Below are 24,223 nucleotides of genomic sequence, written 5' to 3' on the forward strand. Positions count from 1 at the left end.
GTGTTTCTGTGAATTCTTTTTCTACTTCTGTCACCACTGGTTTTGTTCCTACTAGGACTACTTTGTTTACTGGTTGTTTCGTTACTTCTTCTTTTACTTTCGTTCTAGTATTCGCTACTTCTTTATTTTCTTTGAATTTAGCTTTGTAAGTGATGGTTTTTACTCCTTCTACTCCTGCTGTTTTTTCTTTCTCTACACCTTTGTCTAAAGTTGCATCGTCTTGTTTAACAGTTTCGAATGGAATTGGTCGTGTTTCTGTGAATTCTTTTTCTACTTCTGTCACTGCCGGTGGGGTAGGTTTATTTTCTTCTCCTCCTACTAGTGGAACTTTTTCAGATGATCTTCCAGCAAATTCTAAAACTTTATTATAACGATTAATTAATATATTCTTTTGAACCTTATATTCATCTTTAATAGAAGTCACTAAATTTCTAAGAGTCTCAGCTTCTTCTTCAAAGAATGGATCAAAACTCTCATGATCATTATCATTAATATATCCGTCAGCTTCATCAAGTAATTTTTTAAGCTGTTTTTGATATCCTAGCTGTTCAGCATCTGGAATTTCCTCGTCAGCAGGTGGTTCATCTTCGGCTGCTACTACTATCGAGTTAGTTGTTAAATTAGGAACATTTAATGAAACAAAAACTCCATTGAATAATAATATGGAACCTGCAAACACTGAAATATATTTCTTTTTATTCATGTTACTTCTCCTTTAATTTATATTTTTTTTTATTTTTTTGTATTTTATATAGAAACGACCAGGTTCATTATAATATACAATAATAACCCTTTCAATAAAACAACCCCGCGTTTTTTTAATACTCTTATAATATTTTTATATAATAGATATATTATATTTATAAAATAAGTCTATCTATAAATACTTATTATTCCTATATACATAGGTGAAATTTAGTTTATGTAAACTCTTAAACATAAAAATTTATTTTTTATTTATTCAATTAATAAAACTTATTTTTTATTTTATAAATCAATTAATAATCGATATCTATTATCACTTACTTAGAAGAAAAATTAGGGAAATAGCCTCCTTTAGAATTATTAATTAAGTTAATTTTTTAAAATAGCGATTCTATATATTTTAAATTTAAGTTGCATACGTTCACAAAACTCTTAAGCAGAGACTTCAATCAGAGTATTATTTACAATTATGAAGATAATTATTGATATATATATAATTATTCAATTAGTAAATAAAAATTCTAGTAAATATAAGATTTTATTTATGAACAGTATTAAAAAAAAAGATAAAGAGCTATACAAAACTTTAAATCTAACAACATAGAACATAATATCCTCAATTACATAATTAATCAAGATTTTCAGTTATATAAGAGTTTTTTTTTAGAGTTCTAATAATAGTAATTCTGATGGATTCAAGCCTTAAATTTACGCTAATCATCTTTAACTTATATATTAAAGGCTATTAAAAAACATTCAAGAAATATAAAAGACAGAGTAAAATACAATGTATAATAATGTTCTAACTAATAATTTTTCAGAAATAATCAACAGCATAAATAAAGATATCAAATATACTTCTTATGATTATAGTACCCTCTATAGTAGATACTCCCTATATTCATCATTTAAATATCATTTTACGATAATCAAATTCTAAATATTATCAAGTTGTTACTGTTACCTTCAAAAAAAGAGAAATAAAATAAAAAAAGCTATTCTACTATTAAAATAGCATAGCTTTCTCCTTATTTTCATAATAAAGCGAATTTAACAGAGAAACAGATACTTCGACTAATTTATTTATAATATCATTGCAACTAGAAATATTAACAACTCTCGCAATAGACGTATTTCAATAAGTTTTAACTATCTCTTTGCTCGGTACGTCCTTGCGTATTTTGCACGTAACGATTTCTACGAATCGAAAATTCTAGAAATCTCAACACTGTCTCGCAGTCTTGACTATGAGTTAATCGTTAAATTTCACAAATCCAAAGGATGCAGAGAAATTTTATCGAGTAACTTATGCAACAATAACTCTAATCATCAGAAGCAACGCGACTAAGATGGTTAGTAGTTATCACTGCTACTTTTATTCGTCACTTTGTTTCTCTAAAAGTAAGTCTTCGTTGCGTACGTTGTACGTAAGGATTTCGTCGTGCCTTTGGCACTAGAAATCCTTACGTACAAAGCAAAAAAAGACTACCTTGCCTGGTAATCTTTTAAAGTATAATTAGATTTAATTTTTAAAGGGACAAAAGGGTATCCTAGCGATATGCTAGGATACATTAGAGCTAGACGACGTAGCCTTTTCCTACGCATTTCAAGCACTCTTTTGCCAAAAAATTAGTTTAAATTCTTGTTGTATGTGTTGTTTAGTTGTGTGTGTATGTAGTATGTTATTGTTGTATGAAAAATTTTTATTAAACTAATTCTATAATAGCTGTTTCTGCACCATCACCCTTACGTGGTCCAACACGTAGAATACGAGTGTATCCACCGTTACGGTCTGCATATTTAGGTGCTACTTCTTCAAATAATTTTTTAAGAGCTAATTGACTCTTACCTTCTTCAGTTGCTACTGCAACAGGTTGGATGAATTTAGCTGCATTACGTCTTGCTGCTAGATCACCTTTTTTACCTAATGTAATCATTTTTTCTGCTAATGAACGAACTTCTTTCGCTCTTGTAACAGTTGTTTCAATTCTACCGTGTACTAGTAGAGCAGTTACTAAGTTTCTTAACATCGCTTTACGGTGAGCTGATGTACGTCCTAATTTTCTGTAACCCATTAGTGTGCCTCCTTGTTAGTTTTATTCTTCTTTGAATCCTAGTTCTAACTCTTGAAGTTTAATTTTAACTTCTTCTAGAGATTTACGACCTAAGTTTCTTACTTTAATCATTTCTTGTTCTGTTTTGTTAGCTAATTCTTGTACTGTGTTAATTCCTGCACGTTTTAAGCAGTTATAACTACGTACTGATAAGTCTAATTCTTCAATTGTCATTTCTAACATTTGAACTTTATTATCTTCTTCTTTAGCTACCAATATTTCAGCAGCTTTTGCTTCTTCAGACATTTCCATAAATAATTCTAAGTGTGAAATTAGAATTTTTGATGCTAATGCTAAAGCGTCGTTAGCTGTAATTGAACCATTAGTAGTAACATCTAAGATTAGTTTATCAAAGTCAGTGCTTTGACCTACCCTAGTTTTTTCTACTGTATAGTTAACTTTTGATACTGGTGTGTAAATTGAATCAATTGGAATAACTCCGATTGGTAGGTCACGTTTTTTGTTTCCATCAGCTGGTACAAATCCACGTCCTTTTCCAACGTAAATAATCATTTCAAATTGTCCACCTTCTGATACTGTTGCAATGTGTTGATCAGTATTTACTACTTCGATATCAGAATCGATAGCGATGTCTGCTGCAGTAACAACCGCAGGACCTTTAACACTGATTGAAACTTGTTTTTCTTCTTCAGAATGAACTACAAAAGCAATGTTTTTAACGTTCATAATGATTTCAGTAACATCCTCTACAACACCTTTAATTGCTTGGAATTCGTGTTGAACTCCCTCAATATCGATGCTTCTTGCTGCTGCTCCTGGTAATGATGAGATTAACATTCTTCTCAATGAATTACCTAATGTAGTTCCATATCCACGTTCAAGTGGTTCAACTACAAAGCGACCAAATCTTTTATCTGATGATTCTTCAATGATTTGAATTTTTGGTTTTTCTATTGCTAACATTATGTTAAACCTCCTAAATTTTGTCTATGTTATTATTATACACGACGACGTTTAGGTGGGCGACATCCATTGTGAGGAACTGGAGTTACGTCTTTGATTGATGTAACTTCTAATCCAGCAGATTGTAATGCACGAATAGCTGCTTCACGTCCTGCACCTGGACCTTTAACTGTTACATCTACATATTTCATTCCGTGTTCCATAGCTTGTTTAGCTGCTGCTTCACTTGCCATTTGTGCTGCGAATGGAGTAGATTTTCTAGAACCTTTGAATCCTAGCGCTCCTGCACTTGACCATGATACTGCATTACCATGTTCATCTGTAATTGTTACGATTGAGTTATTGAATGTAGAACGAATGTGTGCAACACCATTTTGTATATTTTTTTTCACACGACGTTTACGTGATTGTTGTTTACGAGCCATAGTTGTGTTTCTCCTCCTATCCTAATTATTTTTTCTTGTTCGCAACTGTTTTCTTAGGACCTTTACGAGTACGAGAGTTGTTCTTAGTATTTTGTCCTCTTACTGGTAGTCCACGACGGTGACGGATTCCTCTGTAACATCCGATTTCCATTAGACGTTTGATGTTTAATGAAACTTCACGACGTAAGTCACCTTCTGTTTTGTAGTTATCTACGATTTCACGAATTTTATCTAGTTGTTCACCTGTTAAGTCTTTAACTCTCACATCTTCAGAAACTCCAGCTTCTTTTAAGATTTTTTGAGAAGTTTTTAAACCTATACCATATACATAAGTTAGTGATATAACAACGCGTTTTTCACGTGGAATATCGACTCCTGCTATACGTGCCATTAAGTTTGCACCTCCTAATTAATTATCCTTGTTTTTGTTTATGTTTTGCGTTTTCGCAAATCACTAATACTTTACCACCACGACGAATTACTTTACATTTGTCACAGATTTTTTTTACTGATGGTCTTACTTTCATCGTTATTTCCTCCTTGAGTTTATAACTTACTTGAATCTATAAGTTATTCTACCTTTTGTCAGGTCATACGGACTCATTTCTACTGTAACTTTATCACCTGGTAAAATTCTTATATAATTCATTCTGATTTTTCCAGAAACATGAGCTAAAATAATATGACCATTTTCTAATTCTACTTTAAACATTGCATTCGGCAAGTTTTCTACTACTAAACCTTCTACTTCAATGACATCTTTTGCCATACTTTTCCTCCCTGATTATTTCAGTTTGTCTAATATTTTTTGTACGTCTTGGAAAACTACTTTGATGTCTTGGTCACCATTAATATTTTCAACTACACCTTCTTTTTGACTGTAGAAGTCTAAAAGAGGTTTTGTTTGTTTAATATTAACTTCTAAGCGATTTCCAACTGTTTCTTCGTTGTCATCACTTCTTTGGTATAGTTCACCACCATCATTATCACAAACACCTTCAACTTTTGTAGGGTTGAAAATCAAGTGATAAGTGTTTCCACATTGTTTACAGATTCTTCTACCTGTTAAACGAGGTAACAGAATAGCTGGATCTACATCGATGTTTAATACTTTATCGATTTTTCTATTAGTTTTTGCTAAAATTTGATCAAGGGCTTCAGCTTGTTCTACTGTTCTTGGAAAACCGTCAAGTAAAAAGCCTTCTTTTGCATCTTCTTGATTCAATCTTTCTTCAACTAATCCTATAGTTACACTGTCAGGAACAAGTTGTCCTTTATCAATATAACTTTTTGCTTCTTTTCCAAGCGGAGTCTCATTTTTAATAGCAGCTCTAAACATATCTCCCGTTGAAATATGCGGAATTGGATAATTCGCTTTAATTTGCTCTGCTTGAGTACCTTTACCCGCTCCTGGTAATCCCATTAATATAATATTCATCATAATTATTTACCACCTTTTCGCCCTGTAATAAAACTTCTATAGTTCTTCTCTGTTAATTGAGTATTAAGTTGTTTAACTGTCTCTAGCGCTACACTGACAACAATTATTAAACTTGTACCACCAATTTGAACAGATGCTGGTAATTTTGCAATGCTGGTGAATATTGTCGGAAGAACCGAAACAGCTGCTAGGAATATTGAACCTACAAACGTTAGTCTGTATAAAATACCTGTAATGTATTGTTCAGTTTTTTTACCTGGTCTAACCCCTGGAACAAAACTTCCTTGTTTTCTTAAATTATCAGCCATTTTTTCTGGGTTAACTTGCACCATTACATAGAAGTAACAGAACGCAATAATTAATACTACGTATAATGTTAATCCTAGAACATGACTGAAATCGAAATATGATACAATTCTTTGTAACTTTTCGTTATTAGGTGCGAATATCGCAATAGTTCTAGGTAATTGTAAAAATGCTATAGCGAAGATTACTGGGATAACCCCTGCACTATTCACTTTAAGAGGCAAGTAAGTTGATCTTGCTCCTAACATTCTACGACCCGCTCTCGCTTGAGAGTATTGAATAGGAATTTTACGGTTTGCTTCTTGTATATATACTACAGCAGCAACGATACCTATTACAATAATTGCTACAATAACAATTTTTAAAATTGCTAATGTTAAGTTCTCAGCATCTTTTATTTGAGATTCATAAACTTGTATGAATTCCATTGGTAAACGAGCAATAATACCCGCTAATATAATGATAGATACACCATTACCAACACCATATTGAGATATCTGATCACCAATCCATAGTAATAATGCTGTACCAGCTGTTAATACTACGGCTACTGTAATGAATCCTAGAATTGAAGTATCTTTAATTAATCCTTGGTATGCATTATTAAATCCATAAGACATAATAAGCGATTGGATAAATGCTAAGATAATTGCTAAGACTCTTGTTAGTTTTTGAGTTTTCTTGTGTCCAACTTCACCTTGTTTAGACCACTCTGTTAATGAAGGAATAACATCCATTTGCATAAGTTGAATTACGATAGATGCTGTAATGTAGGGCATAATACCCATAGCAAATACAGAAAACTGTTGTAAAGCCCCTCCTGCAAATGTGTTAAATATTCCGAATAATCCAGATGCGTCTTGGTTTTTTAGGACGTCTGCATCTACCCCAGGTACCGGTAAATAAGAACCGATACGGAATAATAATATACCAAATAGGGTAAATAAGATTTTGTTACGAGTTTCTTTAACTTTAAATAAATTTAGTGATGCACTAAACATATACTACAGCACCTCGCAAACTCCTCCAGCTGCTTCGATAGCTTCTTTCGCTGAAGATGAGAATTTGTGAGCTTGTACAGTTAATTTTTTCTCTAATTTACCGTTAGCTAATACTTTAACACCTGAAAGTTCTTTTTTAATAACTTTAGTTTCTAATAATAGAGCAGGTGATACTACAGTACCATCTTCAAATTTATTTAAGTCGTTAAGATTAACAACTGCAAATTCTTTTCTATTTACATTGTTAAATCCACGTTTTGGAATACGTCTGAATAATGGGTTTTGTCCACCTTCAAATCCTGGGCGAACTCCACCGCCACTACGTGCTTTTTGTCCTTTTTGACCACGTCCTGAAGTTTTACCATTTCCTGATCCAATCCCACGACCTACTCTGTTACGCTCTTTACGAGAACCTTCAACTGGTTGTAATTCATGTAATTTCATTTAGACTAGCACCTCCTTGTATTAATAATTCTTATTTTTCTTCTACTGTTACTAAGTGTGAAACTTTGTTAATCATACCACGAATCGCAGCGTTGTCTTTGTGTTCAACTGTTTGGTGCATTTTTTTAAGACCAAGAGCTTCAACTACTTTTCTTTGATTCTTTGGACGACCAATAGTACTACGAGTTAGGGTTACTTTTAATGTCATGTTCTTTTCCCTCCTCTTATCCTAATAATTCTTCCACAGATTTACCACGTAAAGCTGCTACGTGTTCAACTGTTTGTAATCTTGTTAATCCTTCGATTGTAGCACGAACCATGTTTACTGGTGTGTTTGAACCTAGAGATTTTGATAAGATATTTGAAATACCTGATAATTCTAATACGGCACGAACTGGTCCCCCAGCGATAACCCCTGTACCAGGTGCAGCTGGTTTAATTAATACTGAACCTGCTCCAAATTGCCCGATGATTTCGTGAGGTATTGTTCCGTTAACTACTGGTACAGTAATTAAGTTGTGTTTTGCAGCTTCAACTGCTTTCCTGATTGCATCTGGTACCTCTTGAGCTTTACCAGTACCAAATCCTACGCGACCATTTTTGTCACCTACTACTACTAAAGCAGAGAAACGGAAACGACGTCCACCTTTAACAACTTTAGCTACACGACGAATGGCAACTACGCGTTCTTCAAATTCTTTTTTGATTTCTTCTTGACGCATCTACTTATTTCCCTCCTTTATTAGAATACAAGTCCGTTTTCACGTGCTGCTTCAGCTAATGCTTTAACACGTCCGTGATATAGGTATCCTCCACGGTCGAAAACAACTTTTTCAATTCCTTTAGTTTTAGCTACTTCTGCGATTAATTTTCCAACTTCTTTAGCTGCTTCTACACTTGATTTAGAAACATTTTCAAGTTTTAATGAAGAAGCTGATGCTAATGTAACACCTTTAGTGTCATCAATAATTTGTGCGTAAATGTTTGTGTTTGAACGGTATACGTTTAAACGTGGAACTTCTGTAGTTCCTTGAACTTTAACACGTACTCTTGCGTGTCTTTTTTTACGAACTTTATTTTTATCAAGTTTCGTAATCATATTTGAAACACTCCTTTCTGTTATCTATTATTTACCAGTTTTTCCTTCTTTACGGCGAACATATTCACCAACGTAGCGAATACCTTTACCTTTATAAGGTTCTGGAGGACGTACTGCACGAACTTTAGCTGCGTATTGTCCTACTACTTCTTTGTTAATACCTTCGATACTAACTTTAGTGTTTCCTTCAACACCTAATGTAATTCCATCGATTTCTTCGAATTCAACTGGGTGAGAATATCCAACACTTAGTACTAATTTTTTACCTTGCATTTGAGCACGGTATCCGACCCCGATTAATTCAAGTTCTTTTTTGAATCCAGTTGATACACCTTCAACCATGTTTGCTAAGATAGCACGAGTTGTTCCGTGTACTGTACGGTGACGTTTTGAGTCAGATGGACGTACTACTGTGATTTCACTTCCTTCAATATTGAAAGTCATGTCTTTATCAAATTGTTGTTTTAATTCACCTTTAGGTCCTTTAACTGTTGCGAAGTTATCAACGATGCTAACTTCAACCCCTGCAGGTACTGTAATAACTTTATTACCTATACGTGACATTTAATTGGCACCTCCTTATAATATTACCAGATGTAAGCTAATACTTCTCCACCTGTGTTATTTTTACGAGCAACTTTATCAGTTACAACTCCAGTTGAAGTTGATACAATTGCTATTCCTAGTCCGTTTAATACTCTTGGCAGTTCATCTGCTTTAGCGTATACACGTAAACCAGGTTTTGAAATTCTTTTAATTCCTTTGATTACTCTTTCACCTTTTGAGTATTTAAGAGTAAGTTTAAGTTTTCCTTGTTTGTTATCTTCGATGTATTCTACATCGCTGATAAAACCTTCTTGTTTTAATATTTCTGCAATTTGCTTTTTAATATTTGACGCAGGTAATTCTAATGTTTCGTGTTTAACCATGTTAGCATTACGAATACGTGTTAGCATATCTGCGATAGGATCTGTCATTGTCATTAGGATAAATCCTCCTTTCTTCTACTAATATATTACCAACTTGCTTTTTTAACTCCAGGAATTTGTCCTTTGTAAGCTAATTCACGGAATTTAATACGGCTGATTCCAAATTTTCCAATGTATCCGTGAGGACGTCCAGTTATGCTACAACGATTGTGTAAACGAGCTGGAGCTGAGTTTTTTGGAAGTTTGCTAAGTCCGATGTAATCACCTTTAGCTTTTAATTCCGCTCTTTTAGCTGCATACTTGTCAACTAATTTTTGGCGTTTTAATTCACGCTCTACCATTGCTTTTTTAGCCATGTGTCTTTTACCTCACCTTTCTTATTTTGCGAATGGCATTCCACATTGTGTTAATAACTCACGAGCTTCTTCATCTGTGTTAGCTGTAGTTACTATAACGATGTCCATACCACGTACTTTACTTACTTTATCGTAATCAATTTCAGGGAAAATTAATTGTTCTTTAACACCTAGTGTGTAGTTACCACGACCATCGAATGCTTTTTTAGAAACACCGTGGAAGTCACGTACACGTGGAAGTGCTACAGTTACTAATTTGTCGAAGAATTCATACATTCTTTCTCCACGTAAAGTAACTTTAGCCCCGATAGGCATACCTTCACGAAGTCTGTAAGTAGCGATTGATTTTTTAGCTCTTGTTACTAATGGTTTTTGACCAGAAATTAAAGCTAATTCTGCTACTGCGTTGTCTAGGGCTTTAGAGTTTTGCACAGCATCACCTACACCCATGTTAATTACGATTTTATCAATTTTTGGTACTTGCATTACACTGCTGTACTCAAATTTTGTCATTAATTCTTTTGTTATCTCAGATTTAAATTTATCTTCTAAACGAGCCATCTAAAATAGTGCCTCCTTTCTTCAACTATTATTATATTTCTTTTCCTGATTTTACTGCGATACGTACTTTCTTACCATCTTTTGTTTCGAAACGTACTCTTGTCGCTTTTCCAGTTTCAGGATCTTGTAACATTACGTTTGATACGTGAATTGCTGCTTCTTTTTCAACGATTCCACCTTGAGGTGCGTCTTGAGAATTTTTAACGTGTTTTTTAATAATGTTAACACCTTCTACAACAACACGATCTTTTTTAGGTTGAGCTTCGATTACTGTACCAACTTTACCTTTGTCTTTACCAGTAATTACTACAACTTTATCACCTTTTTTAATGAACATTTCTTGTTAACCTCCTTCTTTACTGTACTTTTTTTATATTATAATACTTCTGGAGCTAGTGATACGATTTTCATGTAGTTACCGTCTCTTAATTCACGAGCAACTGGTCCGAAAATACGTGTACCACGTGGGCTCTTATCATCACGGATAATTACACAAGCATTTTCATCAAATTTAATATATGAACCGTCGTTACGACGAGCTCCTGTTTTTGTACGAACGATTACGGCTTTAACTACTTCACCTTTTTTAACAACTCCACCTGGTGTTGCTTTTTTAACAGAACATACAATTACGTCACCAATATTAGCAACTTTACGTCCTGAACCACCTAGAACTTTAATTGTTAAAACTTCTTTTGCTCCTGAGTTATCAGCCACTTTTAAGCGTGTTTCTTGTTGAATCATGCGCTTTTTGCCTCCTTCTTAGGGTTTATCCTAGTTTTATTAGATTATAACTGCTTCTTCTACTACTTCTACTAAACGGAAGTTTTTAGTTGCAGATAATGGACGAGTTTCCATTATTTTAACGATATCATTTAATTTAGCAACATTGTTTTCATCATGTGCTTTGAATTTTTTAGAATATTTTACACGTTTACCGTATAGAGGATGTTTTTTGTAAGTTTCTACTAAAACTGTGATTGTTTTGTCCATTTTATCAGAAACTACTTTTCCAACGTAAACTTTTCTATCATTTCTCTCAGTCATGTTTGCCTCCTATTATTATTTATTCGCTAATTCTCTTTCGCGAATAACAGTTTTCATACGAGCGATTGATTTTCTAACTTGACTAATACGAGCTGTATTTTCTAATTGACCAGTTGCCAATTGGAAGCGTAAGTTGAAAAGCTCTTCTTTTAATTCTTTGATTTTTGCTTCTAACTCTTGTGAAGTTAATTCTCTAATCATTGATTTGAATTCATTTGTTTTCATTATGCTTCACCACCTGTTTCTTCACGTTTTACAAATTTACATTTAACAGGTAACTTGTGAGATGCAAGTCTTAGAGCTTCACGTGCAACTTCTTCACTTACTCCAGCAACTTCGAACATCACTCTACCTGGTTTAACGATTGCAACCCATCCTTCTACTGCACCTTTACCAGATCCCATACGTACTTCTAATGGTTTTTTAGTGTAAGGCATGTGAGGGAAGATCTTAATCCAAACTTTACCACCACGTTTCATATAACGAGTCATCGCTATACGAGCAGCTTCTATTTGACGAGAAGTAACTCTTGCTGCAGTAGTCGCTTGTAATCCATATTCACCGAAATCTACTACGTTTCCGCCTTTAGATTTACCTTTTGTTGATTGTCTGTGTTGACGACGATATTTAACACGTTTAGGCATTAACATAAATTAGTTACCTCCTTTTTCAGATTTTCTAGTTGGTAATACTTCACCACGGTTAATCCAAACTTTAACTCCAAGTTTACCATAAGTTGTATCTGCTTCTTCGTGAGCGTAGTCGATGTCTGCTCTTAATGTGTGTAGTGGCACTGAACCTTCTGAGTAGTGTTCTGCACGAGCGATATCTGCTCCACCAAGACGTCCTGATACTTGAGTTTTGATTCCTTTAGCTCCTGCTCTCATAGCTCTTTGGATAGCTTGTTTTTGAGCACGACGGAATGATACACGAGCTTCTAATTGACGAGCAATGTTTTCAGCTACTAATTTAGCGTCGATATCAACTTTTTTGATTTCAACTACATTAATGTGTACTCTTTTTCCAGTTAATTTGTTTAATTCTAATCTTAATTTATCGATTTCAGAACCACCTTTACCGATAACCATACCTGGTTTACCAGTGTGTACTGAAATGTTTACTTTCTTATCAAATCTTTCAATTTCTACTTTAGAAACTGAAGCGTCTTTTAATTGTTTACTGATGAACTCACGGATTTTGAAATCTTCGTGTAAGTTAGCAGCGAAATCTTTTTCCGCATACCATTTTGAATCCCAATCACGAATAACTCCAACACGTAAGCCTATTGGATGTACTTTTTGACCCACAGTTTGTAGCCTCCTTTAACTAGTTTAGCTTTTATAATTTCTTAATTTTTATTATTTGTTGTCACTTAAAACGATAGTGATGTGACTTGTTCTTTTGTTGATTGAACTTGCAGCACCTTTTGCTCTTGGACGGAATCTTTTAAGAGTTGGTCCTTCATTTGCAAATGCTTGTGATACTACTAAGTCTTCTACATTCATTCCATAGTTGTGTTCAGCGTTAGCAGCAGCTGATTTAATAACTTTAGCTACTGGTAAAGAAGCTGATTTAGTTGTGAATTCTAAAATTCCTAATGCTTCGCCCACTTTTTTTCCACGTACTAAGTCTAATACTAGTCTTACTTTACGAGGAGCGATGCGGACTGTCTTAGCGATTGCTTTTGACTCCATGAATGTGCCTCCTTGATTTTACTAATTTCTATAATTATCTTCTTGTTTTTCTGTCGTCTGCTACGTGACCTTTGTAAGTTCTTGTTGGTGCAAACTCACCTAATTTGTGTCCTACCATATCTTCAGTCACATATACAGGTACATGTTTTCTTCCGTCATATACTGCAAAAGTAAGTCCTATGAATGTTGGGAAGATTGTTGAACGACGAGACCAAGTTTTAATTACTTGTTTCTTTTCTTGTTCGTTCATTTTTTCAACTTTTGCTAATAAGTGGTGATCAGCGAATGGTCCTTTTTTTAAACTACGAGCCATTGTGTTATCTCCTTTCCGATACTTTGCATACTTAAGGGTGTGGTAAAGAGCACTTGCTCCTCACCAACTAACCTTTGATTAATTTTATTATTTAGTTCTAGCACGTACGATAAATTTGTTTGAACGAGCTTTTTTAGAACGAGTTTTCTTACCAAGAGTAGGTTTACCCCATGGTGACATTGGTGATTTACGTCCGATTGAAGTACGTCCTTCACCACCACCGTGTGGGTGATCGTTCGGGTTCATAACAGATCCACGTACAGTTGGTCTTTTACCTAACCAACGAGTTCTACCGGCTTTACCGATATTTACTAGTCCGTGTTGTTCGTTACCAACTTCACCGATTGTAGCACGGCAAGTTGCTAAGATCATTCTAACTTCTCCTGATTTAAGACGTACTAATACGTATTTACCTTCTTTACCAAGTACTTGAGCACTTGCTCCAGCTGAACGTACTAATTGTCCACCTTTACCAGGTTTAAGTTCGATGTTGTGAATTAATGTCCCTACAGGGATGTTTGCTAGTGGTAATGCATTACCAACTTTAATATCAGCAGTTTCACCAGATACTAAGATTTGTCCTACTTGTAATTCTTTAGGAGCGATGATGTATCTTTTTTCTCCATCTACATAGTGTAATAGAGCGATGTTCGCTGAACGGTTTGGATCGTACTCGATAGTAGCAACTTTTGCTGGTACGTTGTCTTTATTTCTCTTGAAGTCAATAATACGGTATTGTTTTTTGTGTCCTCCACCGTGGTGACGAACAGTAATTTTACCTTGGTTATTTCTTCCCGCTTTTTTCGGTAGCGGCGCTAATAATGACTTTTCTGGTTTGTTAGTTGTAATTTCTGCAAAATCTAATGATGTCATGTTACGACGACCGTTAGTTATAGCTTTATATACTTTAATTGCCATTTGTCATTTTTCCTCCTTAGTGGTATTTGTTATTCTTAAGCGAATAATCCTTCGATTGTTTGTCCTTCTGCTAACTTAACGATAGCTTTTCTACGTTTGTTAGTGTAACCACCGTATCTTCCAACACGACGGAATTTTGGTTTGTAGTTCATTACGTTTACTTTCTCAACTTTAACTCCGAAGATTTCTTCGATAGCTTGTTTAATTTGAGTTTTGTGAGCGCGTGTGTCTACTAGGAAAGTGTATTTATTTTCTTGCATTAATAAATAACTTTTTTCAGTTAATACTGGGCGTTTGATAATATCGCGTGCTTCCATTATGCTAATACCTCCCCAACTTTTTCTACTGCATCTTTAGTGAATACAACTTTGTTGCTTCCTAAGATGTCTAATACGTTAAGACCAGTTGTTTCAACGAATTCAACTCCTGGAATATTTCTTCCTGATAAAACAGTATTTTCTTCTAGTTCAGTAACTACGAATAATACTTTTTTCTCTAGGCTAAGGTTTGATAACATTTCTTTAAAGTTTTTAGTTTTAATTGTATCAAATGATAAGCTTTCTAATGCAAATACTTCGTTAGCTGCTACTTTAGAAGATAAAGCAGAACGTAATGCTAAACGACGCATTTTACGTGGCATTTTGAAGCTGTAGCTACGTGGTGTAGGTCCGAATACAATTCCACCTCCACGCCATTGTGGTGAACGGATAGATCCTTGACGAGCACGACCTGTCCCTTTTTGACGCCATGGTTTGCGACCACCACCTGAAACTTCAGAACGTCCTTTTGTTTTGTGTGTACCTTGACGAAGTGATGCTCTTTGTAATGTTACAGCTTGGAATAAAACGTGTTGATTTGGTTCAATCCCGAATACTGCTTCACTAGCTTCAACTGCACCAACTTTAGTACCGTCTTGTTTAAATAAATCTAATTGTGGCATTATCTATTTTCCTCCTTCCGTATATTTTCCGATTATTTACCAGATTTAACTGCTGATTGGATTTTTACGAAGCTTTTCTTAGATCCTGGAATACATCCTTTAACTAGGATTAATCCATTTTCTACATCTACGCTTACGATTTCTAAGTTTTGAGTAGTAACTGTAACTCCACCCATTTGACCTGGTAATGCTTTACCTTTGAATACACGGTTAGGTGCTACAGGTCCCATTGACCCAGGACGACGGTGGTAACGAGAACCGTGAGCCATTGGTCCGCGGCTTTGTCCATGACGCTTGATTGCCCCTTGGAATCCTTTACCTTTACTTACTCCTGTTACGTCAACTAAGTCCCCTGCTGCAAAAATATCAACTTGGACTTCTTGACCTACTTCATAATTAGCAACTTCTGCATCTCTGATTTCGCGTACGAAACGTTTTGGAGCAGTGTTAGCTTTATCTGCGTGACCTTGTTCAGGTTTGTTCGCAACTTTTACTAAACGGTCTTTACGTTCTTTATCGTAAGGACGTTTGTCGTCGAATCCTAATTGGATTGCGTTGTATCCTTCAACTTCTTCTGTTTTCTTTTGTAATACGACGTTACCTTTCGCTTCAACTACTGTTACTGGGATTAATTCTCCATTTTCAGCGAAGATTTGAGTCATACCTACTTTTCTTCCTAAGATACCTTTGGTCATCGAAAGTCACCTCCTATAATTATAATTTTAATTCGATGTCAACACCTGATGGTAAGTTTAAGCTAATTAAAGCGTCAACTGTTTTTTGTGTTGGTTCAATAATATCGATTAGGCGTTTGTGTGTACGTTGTTCGAATTGTTCACGGCTATCTTTGTAAATGTGAACTGAACGTAAGATTGTGTAAACTGCTTTTTCTGTTGGTAATGGAATTGGTCCAGAAACTTTTGCTCCAGAACGTTTTGCAGTTTCAACAATTTTCTCTGCACTTTGATCTACTAATCTGTGATCATATCCTTTAAGACGAATACGAATTTTTTGTTTTGCCATCATTTCTCCTCCTATACATTTATTCGCTGCTATCTAGTAGCAACTTCTCCACGAAAGTTCTCCAGCACGCCATGCCATGGCAAAGCGGCCGGGCGTGTCAGTAACCTTTCGCTTCAACGCAAGTCTTTTGCAAGACCAACATTTATTATTATACATGGTAAAAGCATATATTGCAAGTATTTTAACGAAAAATTTTTTAAAAAATTTATGAATATGTTTTCTATTTTTTACTTTCTTTTTAACCTTTAATTTACTTTCTAATTTTATCTATATTATATAGAAGAAAAAATTTATTTTTCTTTAGAATAATTAAAAATACTTAGAGTTTTTGCACCCTAAGTATTTTTAATTTCTAATTTATTTTAAAGGTAAAATATTATATTGAATTTCTAAATCAGAAGACAATAAATGTGAAACTTTACAACGAAGTTTAATATTATCTAATACCCCTTGTCTATCTCCTGCAGCAAGTTGTTCCTCAGTTCGATCTACATGAACATTAGCTACAATTTTTTTATTATCATAATCCACAACTAGTTCAGTTTCAATCGCTAGATCTACTAATTCATATGCTCTGAAGAAATATCCTTTTGCACACATACTTACACATCCGTTGTATGCTGTAGCAAATAAATCCATAGGACCATCTTTACTTTCTTCTATAAACATTTTATATTCTCCACCAAGCGGTGTAGTTGCATGTGAAGTAAAACCTTCTTTAATTTTTAAATTAGACGTATACATAACAGTCTCCCTTTGTATATATGATTTTAAGATTATTCTTAATAAGTTTATTATACTCTTACACTAAATATTTGTACACTATTTTTTCTTGACTATACTTCTAACTGTTTCTACTAAATCTACATCTTTATACTTATAGCTCACACCTGTGAAATCCATATATTTAGTAATATCATTTGTCTGAAGTATTAACGTTGCACCTGAAGCAGCAGCTCCTAACGCTCCCGGTCGTGAATCTTCAACTGCAATTGTATTATTAATATCCGCACCTAGTTTTTTTGCCGCTAGTAAATAAATATCTGGTGCAGGTTTAGGATTCTTTACTTCTTCTTTTGTTGCAATTGCTGAAATATATTTCTCAAAACCCTTTCTTCGAAGTCCTGTCTCAATATGTTCTCTCTTTCCATTTGAAGCAACAGCCATCTTTATTCCATGATTATATAGATACTCCATCACCTCAGCAATTCCTGGCAGCACTGGTGCATTATGATAATTATCTAGTATACGCTTTGTAATCTCTGCTTCGAATTTATCATAATCTTCACTAGACATACCATATGTATCATTATAATATTTTCTACTCGTTTCTTCATTCGTTCCAGAAACGTTTTTTATATAGTCCATCTTATCTAATTTTTCATTTAACACTTCTTTTGTTAAATCACGCATATTTTCATAGTAAACTTTCTCTGTATCTACTATCGTTCCATCAAAATCAAAAATAACCGCCTCTAGTTTTTCCACTTTATTTCTCCTTTTATTATTTATACATATATTTACTATTTTATAATGTAACTAACAAAATTCAAAGTAATTTGGACAAAAAGAGCACCATAACCACAAATAATTATGATTAAGCACTCTTTCTGTATATTTTTATTTATCTAAGTTTAACTTTAGCACACCAAACATTAGTTGCTTCAGTTAAAAACTATTATTCAAATCTTACAAGATTCTCTGCCTTCATCCTTACAGTTGGTCTTGCATCTTTTTCTTTTTTACCTAGAGCTATAAGCATCACAGGAATCAAGTTTTCTTCTAATTCAAATAATTCAGCTACTTTTTCTCTAATAAATCCGCCAATAATATTAGTGTCGTATCCTTTAGCATAAGCAATGTTTGCGAAATGCATAGTCCACAATCCACAATCAAAATATACACCTTCTCTATTTTTATCAATTGGCAAGTTTTCTAATTGAGGTCGCATTCCTTTTTCAAAACCTTCTTTTACCTCTTCAGTCATATAACCTTTTTCGACAGCTTCTCCATAAATTTCGTCAAATTTACTATAGTGATTTAAATCACCTAAGACTATAATCATAGCAGCTGATGTATCATTTTGAATCTTATTATAATTAGCACTTCCTAATTTTTCTTTTCCTTCTGGTGTATCTACAACAATGTATCTCCAAGGTTGTAAATTGCATGATGATGGAGCAAGATTAGCTTCATTCAACATTTCTATTATTTCTTCACGTTTAATTTTGACATTCGGATCAAAATACTTAACTGATTTTCTTCCTTTTATCACTTCAAAAAACTCTGGCCTTTTCTTACCTAATAGAGTACCAAAAAATTTCCTCACTAGATTTCCTCCTTCTTCAAGTAATTAACTCAATAATTTTACTATACTTGAGAATTATTATCAAACAAAAGGCTCTAGCAGAAATAATTTATAAAAATCGTTATTTGCTACACGCTCCGTATAGCATTCTATTCCCATTTTAAATTAACGTGTTCTGTTATTTCCTTATATGAGATATCTACTTTTTCCTTCATTTTATCATCAAGCTGATCTCTAAGTTTTCCACCGTTAATGAAATCTTCTAATACCATAATTTTATAGTCATACAACGGAGCTCCATTTATATTTCTACCATTTAGTTTAGAATAAACTAGTGTTGGATGAGCTTTTACAGTTTTAACAGTTGTTTTATCTTTTGATTTTTCAAATGTAACATCCATCAATAAACCTCTCTCAGGCCATTTGTTTTCCATTCTTTCCATACGTTGGTTTGAAACGAAGTTCCCCATAGAGTATATTATGAATTTCTTATCTCCATCTTTTTCTATAGTCTCAGCAGGCTCTATAACATGAGGATGTCCTCCGAATACTACATCCGCACCCCATTCTATCATTTTATGATAAAGAGCTTTTTGTTCTTCTGTAGGTTCTAACTTATACTCGACCCCCATCTGAGGCATCACTACTGTAACATCCGCTTCTTTCTCAGCTCTTTGGATTTCTTCTTTCATCTTCTCTTCATCAAGATCTGATAAATAGTTATTTCTATCCTCCGCAGTTAAATTAGCATCCATTCCATTATAACCATAAGCATAGGCTAAAATCGCTATTTTAATTCCGTTAACTTCCTTAATAAGAATTCTATCTTCCGAACGCTTTTTATCAGCGTGAACTCCAACAGTATCAAGACCTCTATCTTTAAAAACTTTATCCGTATACTTCAACCCATACAAACCTGCATCCAATATATGGTTATGAGCTAAATCAACAACATCATACCCTACTTCTTTCATTGTATCTGCAATTTGAACAGGAGCATTAAACAACGGATATCCCCCTAATGGAGAACGGTCACTAATAGTACCTTCGAAATCCCCTATCGCCAGATCAGCACCTTCAATCCAAGGCTTAACATATTCAAAGAATGGATTGAAATCATAACTTCCATCTTCCTTTTTAGCAGTATAATAAAGTGCATCATGAATAAGAATATCCCCATTAGCTACCACTCGCGCAGTTTTCACACTCGAGTCACTTTCCTTTTTTTGAGTCCCCCCTTCTTTATCCGATGTCGTTAAAAAGTAAATACACGAAAAAATAATACCGCAAATACTCAGCACCCCTAATAAATATACTAATACTTTCCTCAATATAATACTCCTCCTAATTAAATACTTTATCTATCTACAATAACAAGTAGCCAATAATATTTCAATCAGCTACTTGCCTTATATAATTATTTTATATCTTAATAATGTGTTCCTCTTACACATTAATAAACTTTCCATTATAAAATATGTCATTATTCTCTATTTCCCTAATAATATATCCAAGATCATCTGCGGTTTAGTAACCATAAGAAGATGATCCGACTCCTCTATTTGTGTATAATTCATCCCTACTAACTTGAAGTAAGAAAAAACTGAAAGTTTATTAAATATATTTCTACTTCTTTTTAATAGTTCTAAATTATCTACCCCCGCATATAAAGATAAATAATTATACTCTATTTGCGAGTTCGGCCTTACCATATATTCACTACCTTCTTTTTTGAGTTTTCTTAGAATTAATTCCACTAAAAACTCATCTTGCATCTCTTCTACACTAAGTGTCTTTGATAGATATTCTTCTTTACCAGTGAACTTTATCTCTGGTTCAAAATATGTTTTTAACACCGATTCAGGAGGTATAGGTTCTAAGCCCTCGATGATAATCAAATTAACACCATCAAGGTATTCACTAAAAATCTCTAAACCGTTAAGTAAAACGACCGTACCATAAGAAGCAGCAACTATAAAGCCCCCTCTTCTTACTTTTGTCATTTTATTTAATAGTACCTTCTCAATTTCTTTTTTTGATATAGATTTAAAACTCTCTTCGGTAAATTCAATAAAATCAAAGGTTTGGTCTGGCATATTTTCTAAGACTCTCGCCCAAATACATCTATCCCAACCTAGTGGATTAATAAATAAGATATCTGTCATATTAATCATCCTCTCAAATATCTACACTAAAATCCTAATTCGTTACCAAAATCCTCTAATTTATTTACAAGTATCGCCCCCTCTTTAATGTATTCATTCATTGCATAACTCATCTTATCGTCAAATTTCCCCGGCAGGCAGAATACATCAGAGCCTACATCCAAAGCAAAATCCACCGTCCTTTGTGTTCCACTTCTTCTTGCCGCTTCCGTTACTAATAATGCACTAGAAAGACCAGCAACAATCCTATTCCTTTCTAAAAATTTATATTTTCTTATAGGTGAAGTTGGAAAATACTCAGATATAATAAGATGGTTTCGTTCTAACTCCTTATAAAGTTTATAACTTTTTTCCGGATAAATTATATTATGCCCATGAGCTATTACACCGATGGTGTACCCCTTACTTTTTAGAGCGCCCTCATGAGCAAGACTATCGACACCAGTCGCAAGACCACTAACTATAACAAAATTATTCATAGTTAAGTATGGTACTATGCTCTGCAAGGCATCATTTGAATATGCGGTATTGTTTCTGCTTCCTACTATAGATATCTTTCTTCTAAATAAAAGCAAATCTTTATTTCCCCTGTAAAATATAACAAATGGATAATCATAAATCCTAAATAATTCTTTCGGATAATAAATATCATCACAAAACATATACTTTACATTATAAAACTCAAAATAACCTTCAAAATCAAACTCCATATTATTATGTAGCTTAGTGTAAACCTCCTCAGCATTATCACCAAAATATACAGCTAACTCTGGTATAGATAATTCGAGAATTTTTTCTATACTATTTAAATCCTTAAAAACTTTATGCAACTTGAGTGTTGTAATTCTCTCAATCGCTATTAACGAAAGTAATACCTTTTTTTCTTTTTCTGTAAAACTACCTTTATACTCCCCCATAGTTTTATCCTCTTACTTTTCATTTTCAACTAATAAAGCATAGTACACTTTGAATACTTTTAAGAAAATCTCTCCTTGTTGAACATTATTAATATAAATACTATCTTTAAACTCTATAATATTACTCATTATTCTTATAAGTTCAGAATAACTCTTACCTTCTTTATAGAATCTATACATCAATCCTTGCCAATAGACAAGTGGAGTTCTAATAAGAACTTGTTCCAACATATTCACACCTATTACTTCAGGTATATTATTCAACTCTATATGTTGATTATAAAACATACTCAAAACTTTATTTTTTACAGTTTTATCATATTTTATTTGTTCGTAGACATAGTTTTCAACATCCTCTGGATACAATTTAGACGTTAAATCTTTATCCAGCAGTTTCAAATCAAGTGGTACATCAAACTCATCAATGCTCAAACTAGTTTTTATACAAACAGCATTTCTTTTTTTCAAATTATGAGCCCAAATTTGGTAAAATTCAAATTTTTTATTTATATTATCCCAACCGTAAAAGAATACCTTTCCTTGATAATAATTTAAAAAATTATCCACGAATGGCGCATATCTAATATAACTTATACCATCATAACTCTTCAATTCTTTTATAAATTTGTTTGTATCAATTAACCAGATTAATTTTAATCCAGCTTTCATATATCCTCTCGTTCTCGCCTTAATAAGTTCAAAAGGAATAACTGATCTTTGATATTCAAAAGCTATACTGTTATCTTTAATAAATACATCCGCTATCTGAATATCATTTTCTCCTGTTTTAAAAATATGTTCGACTTCCACATTACGATATCTTTTTCTAAAATGTTCATAAAGATCCTTCTTCGCTTCAAGGTGTTCATTACTCTCTTTTTTATAAGTCTCAAACTCGCATGAACAATTTTTAGCATGTGCAAAATGCGACTGTATCTTTACTCCCTTTTTAAAAATTACTCTTCCCCCACATATAGGACAATGATACTCTCTATTTTTTTCTATATCTTTATCCAATGCATTAAAAACTTCATCCTTACTATCGTATGCCACGTACATAATGTTTCTCCTCTTTTTTCTGTACTACACTTACAAACTATAACTAACGTCTACTTATTCAATTGTCAATTTACTTTAATACCCTATACCTTCTATAGGTTGCATCACCTTCTTCTATTTCAACAAACTTATCTAGATTAACCCAGCTTATTTCATCTTTATGGTTATCACTATCTACTAGATATACTCTATCATCTTTTTTACATAAATAGTAATTTGTCTGACGAATACTAGCCTCTCTCATAAGATATGTATTTTCATCTTTTATAGAAAAATCAAGACAACTTGTTGCCCATGGTTTTTTTACATATTTTTTCACTTCAACAACTTGATCATATTGGTCATATTTTTCAGTATTCATGCTCTATCCTCCTTCATAATTTTCCTTCCGTTACAACTTAACCTACTTCTTGCAGACTAAAAGTTCTAGATCTATAGTAATTTCTCTCAATTGATTAATATCAGAATCTGTAATTTCTTTAGAAAATGTTAAAGGTGTCATCTTAAGAAAACTCGCAGCTTGCTCTTTAGTCAATTGGAATGTATCACTTACCGTTATCCTGTCCACAATCTTGCAATTTTCTTCAATCAATTTTACAGTATCACTATTTGTGTATTCCTTCCCACCAATCAACTCTCTAATCTCTCTTAGGTAATTTGTATTCGGAATAATTTTTATCAAATATCCATCATCACCTAATACTCTGAAAAACTCCTCATAATTAGCAGGTGTTAATATGTTAAGAATGCACGATACACTTCCATCTTTAAACGGAAGATTAGCTAAGTTAGCCACCATATAAGGATTCAATTTATCCTCTTTAACAGCTAACTCGATCGCATCCTTGCTATTATCTAGCCCATAAAAATATTTCTCAGGAAATACTGTTTTTAACTTTTTAATATAATATCCTTCTCCGCAACCAATATCCAATACAACATCTTTAGCATATTTTCCTACTAAATTTTGAATGTTTTTTAATACATTTGTGTAAAAACCGTTACTAAAAACCTCATTACGAGCCATAAATAGCTCTTCACTGTATTTCGTCGGTTTATAATTGTTTATCTGATGAATATAGCCTTTTTTTGAAAAATCATAACGATGATTTTTATTGCAAACAAGACTGATACCCTCTATATGAGATTCTGATAAACACTTTGGGCAAAGGTATATTTCCTCTTGATTAAACTTTTTTATTACATTTTCTATTTTCATTGAAACTCCTCTATACTTTCTAAGATAATTGTATCAAATTTTATTTAAGAATGGTAGCAAAAAACGACTTAAATATTAGAAAATTTCATCTTTTTCAGTTTCTTTCTAAAGTTTATTTTTATTAAGTAATTACCGATTCCATCCCACTATTTTAAAATAAAAAATGACGACATCTCCTAATAAAATGTTTTTATCGTCATTATATTTATATATTAATATTTTTTATTATTTTATTTGAAAGTTGCTCCAAAATTATAATTTCAGAAAAATCGATTTTACCGAGTTATCATCGCGAAACTTATTAGATATCTAAAA

Annotated in this window: 39 protein-coding genes; all 39 read right to left on the bottom strand. The window is 33.3% G+C overall.

Annotated elements, in window-relative coordinates; translation table 11 throughout:
- On the bottom strand, positions 1 to 703 hold a 703-nt coding region (locus ACWOA3_RS06945), incomplete at its 3' end, for a G5 domain-containing protein (protein ID WP_456884962.1).
- A gap of 1,708 nt (positions 704 to 2,411) precedes the next feature.
- On the bottom strand, positions 2,412 to 2,780 hold the full coding sequence (gene rplQ / locus ACWOA3_RS06950; protein ID WP_003144119.1) for a 50S ribosomal protein L17: 369 nt from the start codon (positions 2,778 to 2,780) through the stop codon (positions 2,412 to 2,414).
- A 21-nt stretch (positions 2,781 to 2,801) separates the two neighbouring features.
- Positions 2,802 to 3,743 carry a DNA-directed RNA polymerase subunit alpha gene (locus ACWOA3_RS06955; protein ID WP_003144079.1) on the bottom strand — a complete coding sequence of 314 codons (942 nt, stop codon included), beginning with the start codon at positions 3,741 to 3,743 and terminating at the stop codon, positions 2,802 to 2,804.
- A gap of 35 nt (positions 3,744 to 3,778) precedes the next feature.
- On the bottom strand, positions 3,779 to 4,168 hold the full coding sequence (gene rpsK, locus ACWOA3_RS06960; protein WP_003144405.1) for a 30S ribosomal protein S11: 390 nt from the start codon (positions 4,166 to 4,168) through the stop codon (positions 3,779 to 3,781).
- A gap of 25 nt (positions 4,169 to 4,193) precedes the next feature.
- Positions 4,194 to 4,559, bottom strand: coding sequence for a 30S ribosomal protein S13 (rpsM, locus tag ACWOA3_RS06965; RefSeq protein ID WP_003147638.1), 366 nt, complete (start codon positions 4,557 to 4,559; stop codon positions 4,194 to 4,196).
- A gap of 22 nt (positions 4,560 to 4,581) precedes the next feature.
- Entirely contained in the window at positions 4,582 to 4,695 is a 114-nt protein-coding gene (gene rpmJ, locus ACWOA3_RS06970) for a 50S ribosomal protein L36 (protein ID WP_003144208.1), read from the bottom strand.
- 26 nt (positions 4,696 to 4,721) lie between these two features.
- Positions 4,722 to 4,937: a translation initiation factor IF-1 gene (gene infA, locus ACWOA3_RS06975; RefSeq protein ID WP_003144387.1), complete on the bottom strand. Its 216-nt coding sequence runs from the start codon at positions 4,935 to 4,937 to the stop codon at positions 4,722 to 4,724.
- 15 nt (positions 4,938 to 4,952) lie between these two features.
- The gene (locus tag ACWOA3_RS06980; RefSeq protein WP_003147637.1) at positions 4,953 to 5,606 is read right to left on the bottom strand and encodes an adenylate kinase; all 654 of its coding nucleotides are present in this window, start codon (positions 5,604 to 5,606) and stop codon (positions 4,953 to 4,955) included.
- Between the two features lie 5 nt (positions 5,607 to 5,611).
- Entirely contained in the window at positions 5,612 to 6,916 is a 1,305-nt protein-coding gene (secY, locus tag ACWOA3_RS06985) for a preprotein translocase subunit SecY (RefSeq protein WP_271987249.1), read from the bottom strand.
- Positions 6,917 to 6,919: 3 nt separating this feature from the next.
- On the bottom strand, positions 6,920 to 7,360 hold the full coding sequence (gene rplO / locus ACWOA3_RS06990; protein WP_003147635.1) for a 50S ribosomal protein L15: 441 nt from the start codon (positions 7,358 to 7,360) through the stop codon (positions 6,920 to 6,922).
- Positions 7,361 to 7,391: 31 nt separating this feature from the next.
- Positions 7,392 to 7,568, bottom strand: coding sequence for a 50S ribosomal protein L30 (gene rpmD, locus ACWOA3_RS06995; RefSeq protein ID WP_003144406.1), 177 nt, complete (start codon positions 7,566 to 7,568; stop codon positions 7,392 to 7,394).
- Between the two features lie 16 nt (positions 7,569 to 7,584).
- Entirely contained in the window at positions 7,585 to 8,082 is a 498-nt protein-coding gene (rpsE, locus tag ACWOA3_RS07000) for a 30S ribosomal protein S5 (RefSeq protein WP_003144191.1), read from the bottom strand.
- A 20-nt stretch (positions 8,083 to 8,102) separates the two neighbouring features.
- On the bottom strand, positions 8,103 to 8,459 hold the full coding sequence (rplR, locus tag ACWOA3_RS07005) for a 50S ribosomal protein L18 (RefSeq protein ID WP_003147634.1): 357 nt from the start codon (positions 8,457 to 8,459) through the stop codon (positions 8,103 to 8,105).
- A 27-nt stretch (positions 8,460 to 8,486) separates the two neighbouring features.
- Positions 8,487 to 9,023, bottom strand: coding sequence for a 50S ribosomal protein L6 (rplF, locus tag ACWOA3_RS07010; RefSeq protein ID WP_048802797.1), 537 nt, complete (start codon positions 9,021 to 9,023; stop codon positions 8,487 to 8,489).
- 23 nt (positions 9,024 to 9,046) lie between these two features.
- Positions 9,047 to 9,442, bottom strand: coding sequence for a 30S ribosomal protein S8 (rpsH, locus tag ACWOA3_RS07015; RefSeq protein ID WP_003147632.1), 396 nt, complete (start codon positions 9,440 to 9,442; stop codon positions 9,047 to 9,049).
- 32 nt (positions 9,443 to 9,474) lie between these two features.
- The gene (gene rpsN, locus ACWOA3_RS07020) at positions 9,475 to 9,744 is read right to left on the bottom strand and encodes a 30S ribosomal protein S14 (RefSeq protein WP_003144337.1); all 270 of its coding nucleotides are present in this window, start codon (positions 9,742 to 9,744) and stop codon (positions 9,475 to 9,477) included.
- Positions 9,745 to 9,765: 21 nt separating this feature from the next.
- Positions 9,766 to 10,305, bottom strand: a complete 540-nt coding sequence (gene rplE / locus ACWOA3_RS07025; protein WP_456884975.1) for a 50S ribosomal protein L5 — start codon at positions 10,303 to 10,305, stop codon at positions 9,766 to 9,768.
- A 31-nt stretch (positions 10,306 to 10,336) separates the two neighbouring features.
- The gene (rplX, locus tag ACWOA3_RS07030) at positions 10,337 to 10,642 is read right to left on the bottom strand and encodes a 50S ribosomal protein L24 (RefSeq protein ID WP_003144415.1); all 306 of its coding nucleotides are present in this window, start codon (positions 10,640 to 10,642) and stop codon (positions 10,337 to 10,339) included.
- A 38-nt stretch (positions 10,643 to 10,680) separates the two neighbouring features.
- Positions 10,681 to 11,049, bottom strand: coding sequence for a 50S ribosomal protein L14 (rplN, locus tag ACWOA3_RS07035; protein ID WP_003144098.1), 369 nt, complete (start codon positions 11,047 to 11,049; stop codon positions 10,681 to 10,683).
- A 39-nt stretch (positions 11,050 to 11,088) separates the two neighbouring features.
- The gene (rpsQ, locus tag ACWOA3_RS07040; protein WP_003144356.1) at positions 11,089 to 11,352 is read right to left on the bottom strand and encodes a 30S ribosomal protein S17; all 264 of its coding nucleotides are present in this window, start codon (positions 11,350 to 11,352) and stop codon (positions 11,089 to 11,091) included.
- Positions 11,353 to 11,367: 15 nt separating this feature from the next.
- A complete protein-coding gene (gene rpmC / locus ACWOA3_RS07045; protein WP_003147630.1) occupies positions 11,368 to 11,577 on the bottom strand; it encodes a 50S ribosomal protein L29 in 210 nt (69 codons plus the stop codon).
- Positions 11,577 to 12,002 carry a 50S ribosomal protein L16 gene (gene rplP / locus ACWOA3_RS07050; protein WP_003147629.1) on the bottom strand — a complete coding sequence of 142 codons (426 nt, stop codon included), beginning with the start codon at positions 12,000 to 12,002 and terminating at the stop codon, positions 11,577 to 11,579. Before rplP ends, rpmC begins: the two co-directional genes overlap by 1 nt.
- Positions 12,003 to 12,005: 3 nt before the next feature.
- Positions 12,006 to 12,659, bottom strand: coding sequence for a 30S ribosomal protein S3 (rpsC, locus tag ACWOA3_RS07055; RefSeq protein WP_003144348.1), 654 nt, complete (start codon positions 12,657 to 12,659; stop codon positions 12,006 to 12,008).
- Between the two features lie 51 nt (positions 12,660 to 12,710).
- Positions 12,711 to 13,046 carry a 50S ribosomal protein L22 gene (rplV, locus tag ACWOA3_RS07060; protein WP_003144105.1) on the bottom strand — a complete coding sequence of 112 codons (336 nt, stop codon included), beginning with the start codon at positions 13,044 to 13,046 and terminating at the stop codon, positions 12,711 to 12,713.
- Positions 13,047 to 13,080: 34 nt separating this feature from the next.
- Entirely contained in the window at positions 13,081 to 13,359 is a 279-nt protein-coding gene (gene rpsS / locus ACWOA3_RS07065; protein WP_003144310.1) for a 30S ribosomal protein S19, read from the bottom strand.
- An 87-nt stretch (positions 13,360 to 13,446) separates the two neighbouring features.
- Positions 13,447 to 14,277, bottom strand: coding sequence for a 50S ribosomal protein L2 (rplB, locus tag ACWOA3_RS07070; protein WP_003147626.1), 831 nt, complete (start codon positions 14,275 to 14,277; stop codon positions 13,447 to 13,449).
- 35 nt (positions 14,278 to 14,312) lie between these two features.
- Complete coding sequence (gene rplW, locus ACWOA3_RS07075; RefSeq protein ID WP_003144216.1) at positions 14,313 to 14,594, bottom strand: 50S ribosomal protein L23; 282 nt, start codon at positions 14,592 to 14,594, stop codon at positions 14,313 to 14,315.
- Positions 14,594 to 15,217, bottom strand: coding sequence for a 50S ribosomal protein L4 (gene rplD / locus ACWOA3_RS07080; RefSeq protein ID WP_003147625.1), 624 nt, complete (start codon positions 15,215 to 15,217; stop codon positions 14,594 to 14,596). The genes rplW and rplD overlap by 1 nt, the downstream gene beginning before the upstream one ends.
- Before the next feature lie 32 nt (positions 15,218 to 15,249).
- Complete coding sequence (rplC, locus tag ACWOA3_RS07085; RefSeq protein ID WP_003144195.1) at positions 15,250 to 15,912, bottom strand: 50S ribosomal protein L3; 663 nt, start codon at positions 15,910 to 15,912, stop codon at positions 15,250 to 15,252.
- Between the two features lie 19 nt (positions 15,913 to 15,931).
- Entirely contained in the window at positions 15,932 to 16,240 is a 309-nt protein-coding gene (rpsJ, locus tag ACWOA3_RS07090) for a 30S ribosomal protein S10 (protein ID WP_003147624.1), read from the bottom strand.
- A gap of 357 nt (positions 16,241 to 16,597) precedes the next feature.
- The gene (locus ACWOA3_RS07095; protein ID WP_003147623.1) at positions 16,598 to 16,984 is read right to left on the bottom strand and encodes an OsmC family protein; all 387 of its coding nucleotides are present in this window, start codon (positions 16,982 to 16,984) and stop codon (positions 16,598 to 16,600) included.
- Between the two features lie 78 nt (positions 16,985 to 17,062).
- Positions 17,063 to 17,728 carry an HAD family hydrolase gene (locus ACWOA3_RS07100; RefSeq protein ID WP_003147622.1) on the bottom strand — a complete coding sequence of 222 codons (666 nt, stop codon included), beginning with the start codon at positions 17,726 to 17,728 and terminating at the stop codon, positions 17,063 to 17,065.
- 190 nt (positions 17,729 to 17,918) lie between these two features.
- Entirely contained in the window at positions 17,919 to 18,569 is a 651-nt protein-coding gene (locus ACWOA3_RS07105; protein ID WP_456884980.1) for a nitroreductase family protein, read from the bottom strand.
- A gap of 128 nt (positions 18,570 to 18,697) precedes the next feature.
- Entirely contained in the window at positions 18,698 to 19,879 is a 1,182-nt protein-coding gene (locus ACWOA3_RS07110) for a CapA family protein (RefSeq protein ID WP_456884982.1), read from the bottom strand.
- Positions 19,880 to 20,038: 159 nt separating this feature from the next.
- Positions 20,039 to 20,713 (bottom strand): hypothetical protein, encoded by a 675-nt coding sequence (locus ACWOA3_RS07115; protein ID WP_003147617.1) that lies wholly within the window; start codon positions 20,711 to 20,713, stop codon positions 20,039 to 20,041.
- A gap of 26 nt (positions 20,714 to 20,739) precedes the next feature.
- Positions 20,740 to 21,630 carry a DNA-processing protein DprA gene (dprA, locus tag ACWOA3_RS07120; protein ID WP_456884984.1) on the bottom strand — a complete coding sequence of 297 codons (891 nt, stop codon included), beginning with the start codon at positions 21,628 to 21,630 and terminating at the stop codon, positions 20,740 to 20,742.
- Positions 21,631 to 21,642: 12 nt separating this feature from the next.
- Positions 21,643 to 22,689, bottom strand: coding sequence for a competence protein CoiA (locus tag ACWOA3_RS07125; protein ID WP_456884986.1), 1,047 nt, complete (start codon positions 22,687 to 22,689; stop codon positions 21,643 to 21,645).
- Positions 22,690 to 22,759: 70 nt separating this feature from the next.
- Positions 22,760 to 23,050, bottom strand: coding sequence for a hypothetical protein (locus ACWOA3_RS07130; RefSeq protein WP_456884988.1), 291 nt, complete (start codon positions 23,048 to 23,050; stop codon positions 22,760 to 22,762).
- A 42-nt stretch (positions 23,051 to 23,092) separates the two neighbouring features.
- The gene (locus tag ACWOA3_RS07135; RefSeq protein WP_456884990.1) at positions 23,093 to 23,908 is read right to left on the bottom strand and encodes a methyltransferase domain-containing protein; all 816 of its coding nucleotides are present in this window, start codon (positions 23,906 to 23,908) and stop codon (positions 23,093 to 23,095) included.
- Between the last annotated feature and the right edge of the window lie 315 nt (positions 23,909 to 24,223).

It is taken from the genome of Gemella taiwanensis (assembly GCF_054054385.1).

Coding starts and splice junctions, on each gene's coding strand:
- rpmD (WP_003144406.1), bottom strand. CDS start 7,568: ATGACATTAAAAGTAACCCTAACTCGTAGTACTATTGGTCGTCCAAAG.
- ACWOA3_RS07095 (WP_003147623.1), bottom strand. CDS start 16,984: ATGTATACGTCTAATTTAAAAATTAAAGAAGGTTTTACTTCACATGCA.
- rpsS (WP_003144310.1), bottom strand. CDS start 13,359: ATGGCTCGTAGTTTAAAAAAAGGACCATTCGCTGATCACCACTTATTA.
- infA (WP_003144387.1), bottom strand. CDS start 4,937: ATGGCAAAAGATGTCATTGAAGTAGAAGGTTTAGTAGTAGAAAACTTG.
- rplB (WP_003147626.1), bottom strand. CDS start 14,277: ATGGCAATTAAAGTATATAAAGCTATAACTAACGGTCGTCGTAACATG.
- rpsJ (WP_003147624.1), bottom strand. CDS start 16,240: ATGGCAAAACAAAAAATTCGTATTCGTCTTAAAGGATATGATCACAGA.
- rplP (WP_003147629.1), bottom strand. CDS start 12,002: ATGTTAATGCCTAAACGTGTTAAATATCGTCGTCAACACAGACAATCA.
- rplV (WP_003144105.1), bottom strand. CDS start 13,046: ATGGAGTCAAAAGCAATCGCTAAGACAGTCCGCATCGCTCCTCGTAAA.
- rplC (WP_003144195.1), bottom strand. CDS start 15,912: ATGACCAAAGGTATCTTAGGAAGAAAAGTAGGTATGACTCAAATCTTC.
- rpsK (WP_003144405.1), bottom strand. CDS start 4,168: ATGGCTCGTAAACAACAATCACGTAAACGTCGTGTGAAAAAAAATATA.
- rpsQ (WP_003144356.1), bottom strand. CDS start 11,352: ATGACTGAGAGAAATGATAGAAAAGTTTACGTTGGAAAAGTAGTTTCT.
- rpmC (WP_003147630.1), bottom strand. CDS start 11,577: ATGAAAACAAATGAATTCAAATCAATGATTAGAGAATTAACTTCACAA.
- secY (WP_271987249.1), bottom strand. CDS start 6,916: ATGTTTAGTGCATCACTAAATTTATTTAAAGTTAAAGAAACTCGTAAC.
- rpsE (WP_003144191.1), bottom strand. CDS start 8,082: ATGCGTCAAGAAGAAATCAAAAAAGAATTTGAAGAACGCGTAGTTGCC.
- ACWOA3_RS06980 (WP_003147637.1), bottom strand. CDS start 5,606: ATGAATATTATATTAATGGGATTACCAGGAGCGGGTAAAGGTACTCAA.
- ACWOA3_RS07125 (WP_456884986.1), bottom strand. CDS start 22,689: ATGTACGTGGCATACGATAGTAAGGATGAAGTTTTTAATGCATTGGAT.
- rplQ (WP_003144119.1), bottom strand. CDS start 2,780: ATGGGTTACAGAAAATTAGGACGTACATCAGCTCACCGTAAAGCGATG.
- rpsH (WP_003147632.1), bottom strand. CDS start 9,442: ATGACAATGACAGATCCTATCGCAGATATGCTAACACGTATTCGTAAT.
- rplX (WP_003144415.1), bottom strand. CDS start 10,642: ATGTTCATTAAAAAAGGTGATAAAGTTGTAGTAATTACTGGTAAAGAC.
- rplF (WP_048802797.1), bottom strand. CDS start 9,023: ATGTCACGTATAGGTAATAAAGTTATTACAGTACCTGCAGGGGTTGAA.
- dprA (WP_456884984.1), bottom strand. CDS start 21,630: ATGGGGGAGTATAAAGGTAGTTTTACAGAAAAAGAAAAAAAGGTATTA.
- rplE (WP_456884975.1), bottom strand. CDS start 10,305: ATGGCTCGTTTAGAAGATAAATTTAAATCTGAGATAACAAAAGAATTA.
- rplN (WP_003144098.1), bottom strand. CDS start 11,049: ATGATTCAACAAGAAACACGCTTAAAAGTGGCTGATAACTCAGGAGCA.
- rplO (WP_003147635.1), bottom strand. CDS start 7,360: ATGAAATTACATGAATTACAACCAGTTGAAGGTTCTCGTAAAGAGCGT.
- rpmJ (WP_003144208.1), bottom strand. CDS start 4,695: ATGAAAGTAAGACCATCAGTAAAAAAAATCTGTGACAAATGTAAAGTA.
- ACWOA3_RS07115 (WP_003147617.1), bottom strand. CDS start 20,713: ATGACAGATATCTTATTTATTAATCCACTAGGTTGGGATAGATGTATT.
- rpsN (WP_003144337.1), bottom strand. CDS start 9,744: ATGGCTAAAAAAGCAATGGTAGAGCGTGAATTAAAACGCCAAAAATTA.
- rplW (WP_003144216.1), bottom strand. CDS start 14,594: ATGGAAGCACGCGATATTATCAAACGCCCAGTATTAACTGAAAAAAGT.
- ACWOA3_RS07130 (WP_456884988.1), bottom strand. CDS start 23,050: ATGAATACTGAAAAATATGACCAATATGATCAAGTTGTTGAAGTGAAA.
- rpsM (WP_003147638.1), bottom strand. CDS start 4,559: ATGGCACGTATAGCAGGAGTCGATATTCCACGTGAAAAACGCGTTGTT.
- ACWOA3_RS07135 (WP_456884990.1), bottom strand. CDS start 23,908: ATGAAAATAGAAAATGTAATAAAAAAGTTTAATCAAGAGGAAATATAC.
- ACWOA3_RS06955 (WP_003144079.1), bottom strand. CDS start 3,743: ATGTTAGCAATAGAAAAACCAAAAATTCAAATCATTGAAGAATCATCA.
- rplD (WP_003147625.1), bottom strand. CDS start 15,217: ATGCCACAATTAGATTTATTTAAACAAGACGGTACTAAAGTTGGTGCA.
- rplR (WP_003147634.1), bottom strand. CDS start 8,459: ATGATTACGAAACTTGATAAAAATAAAGTTCGTAAAAAAAGACACGCA.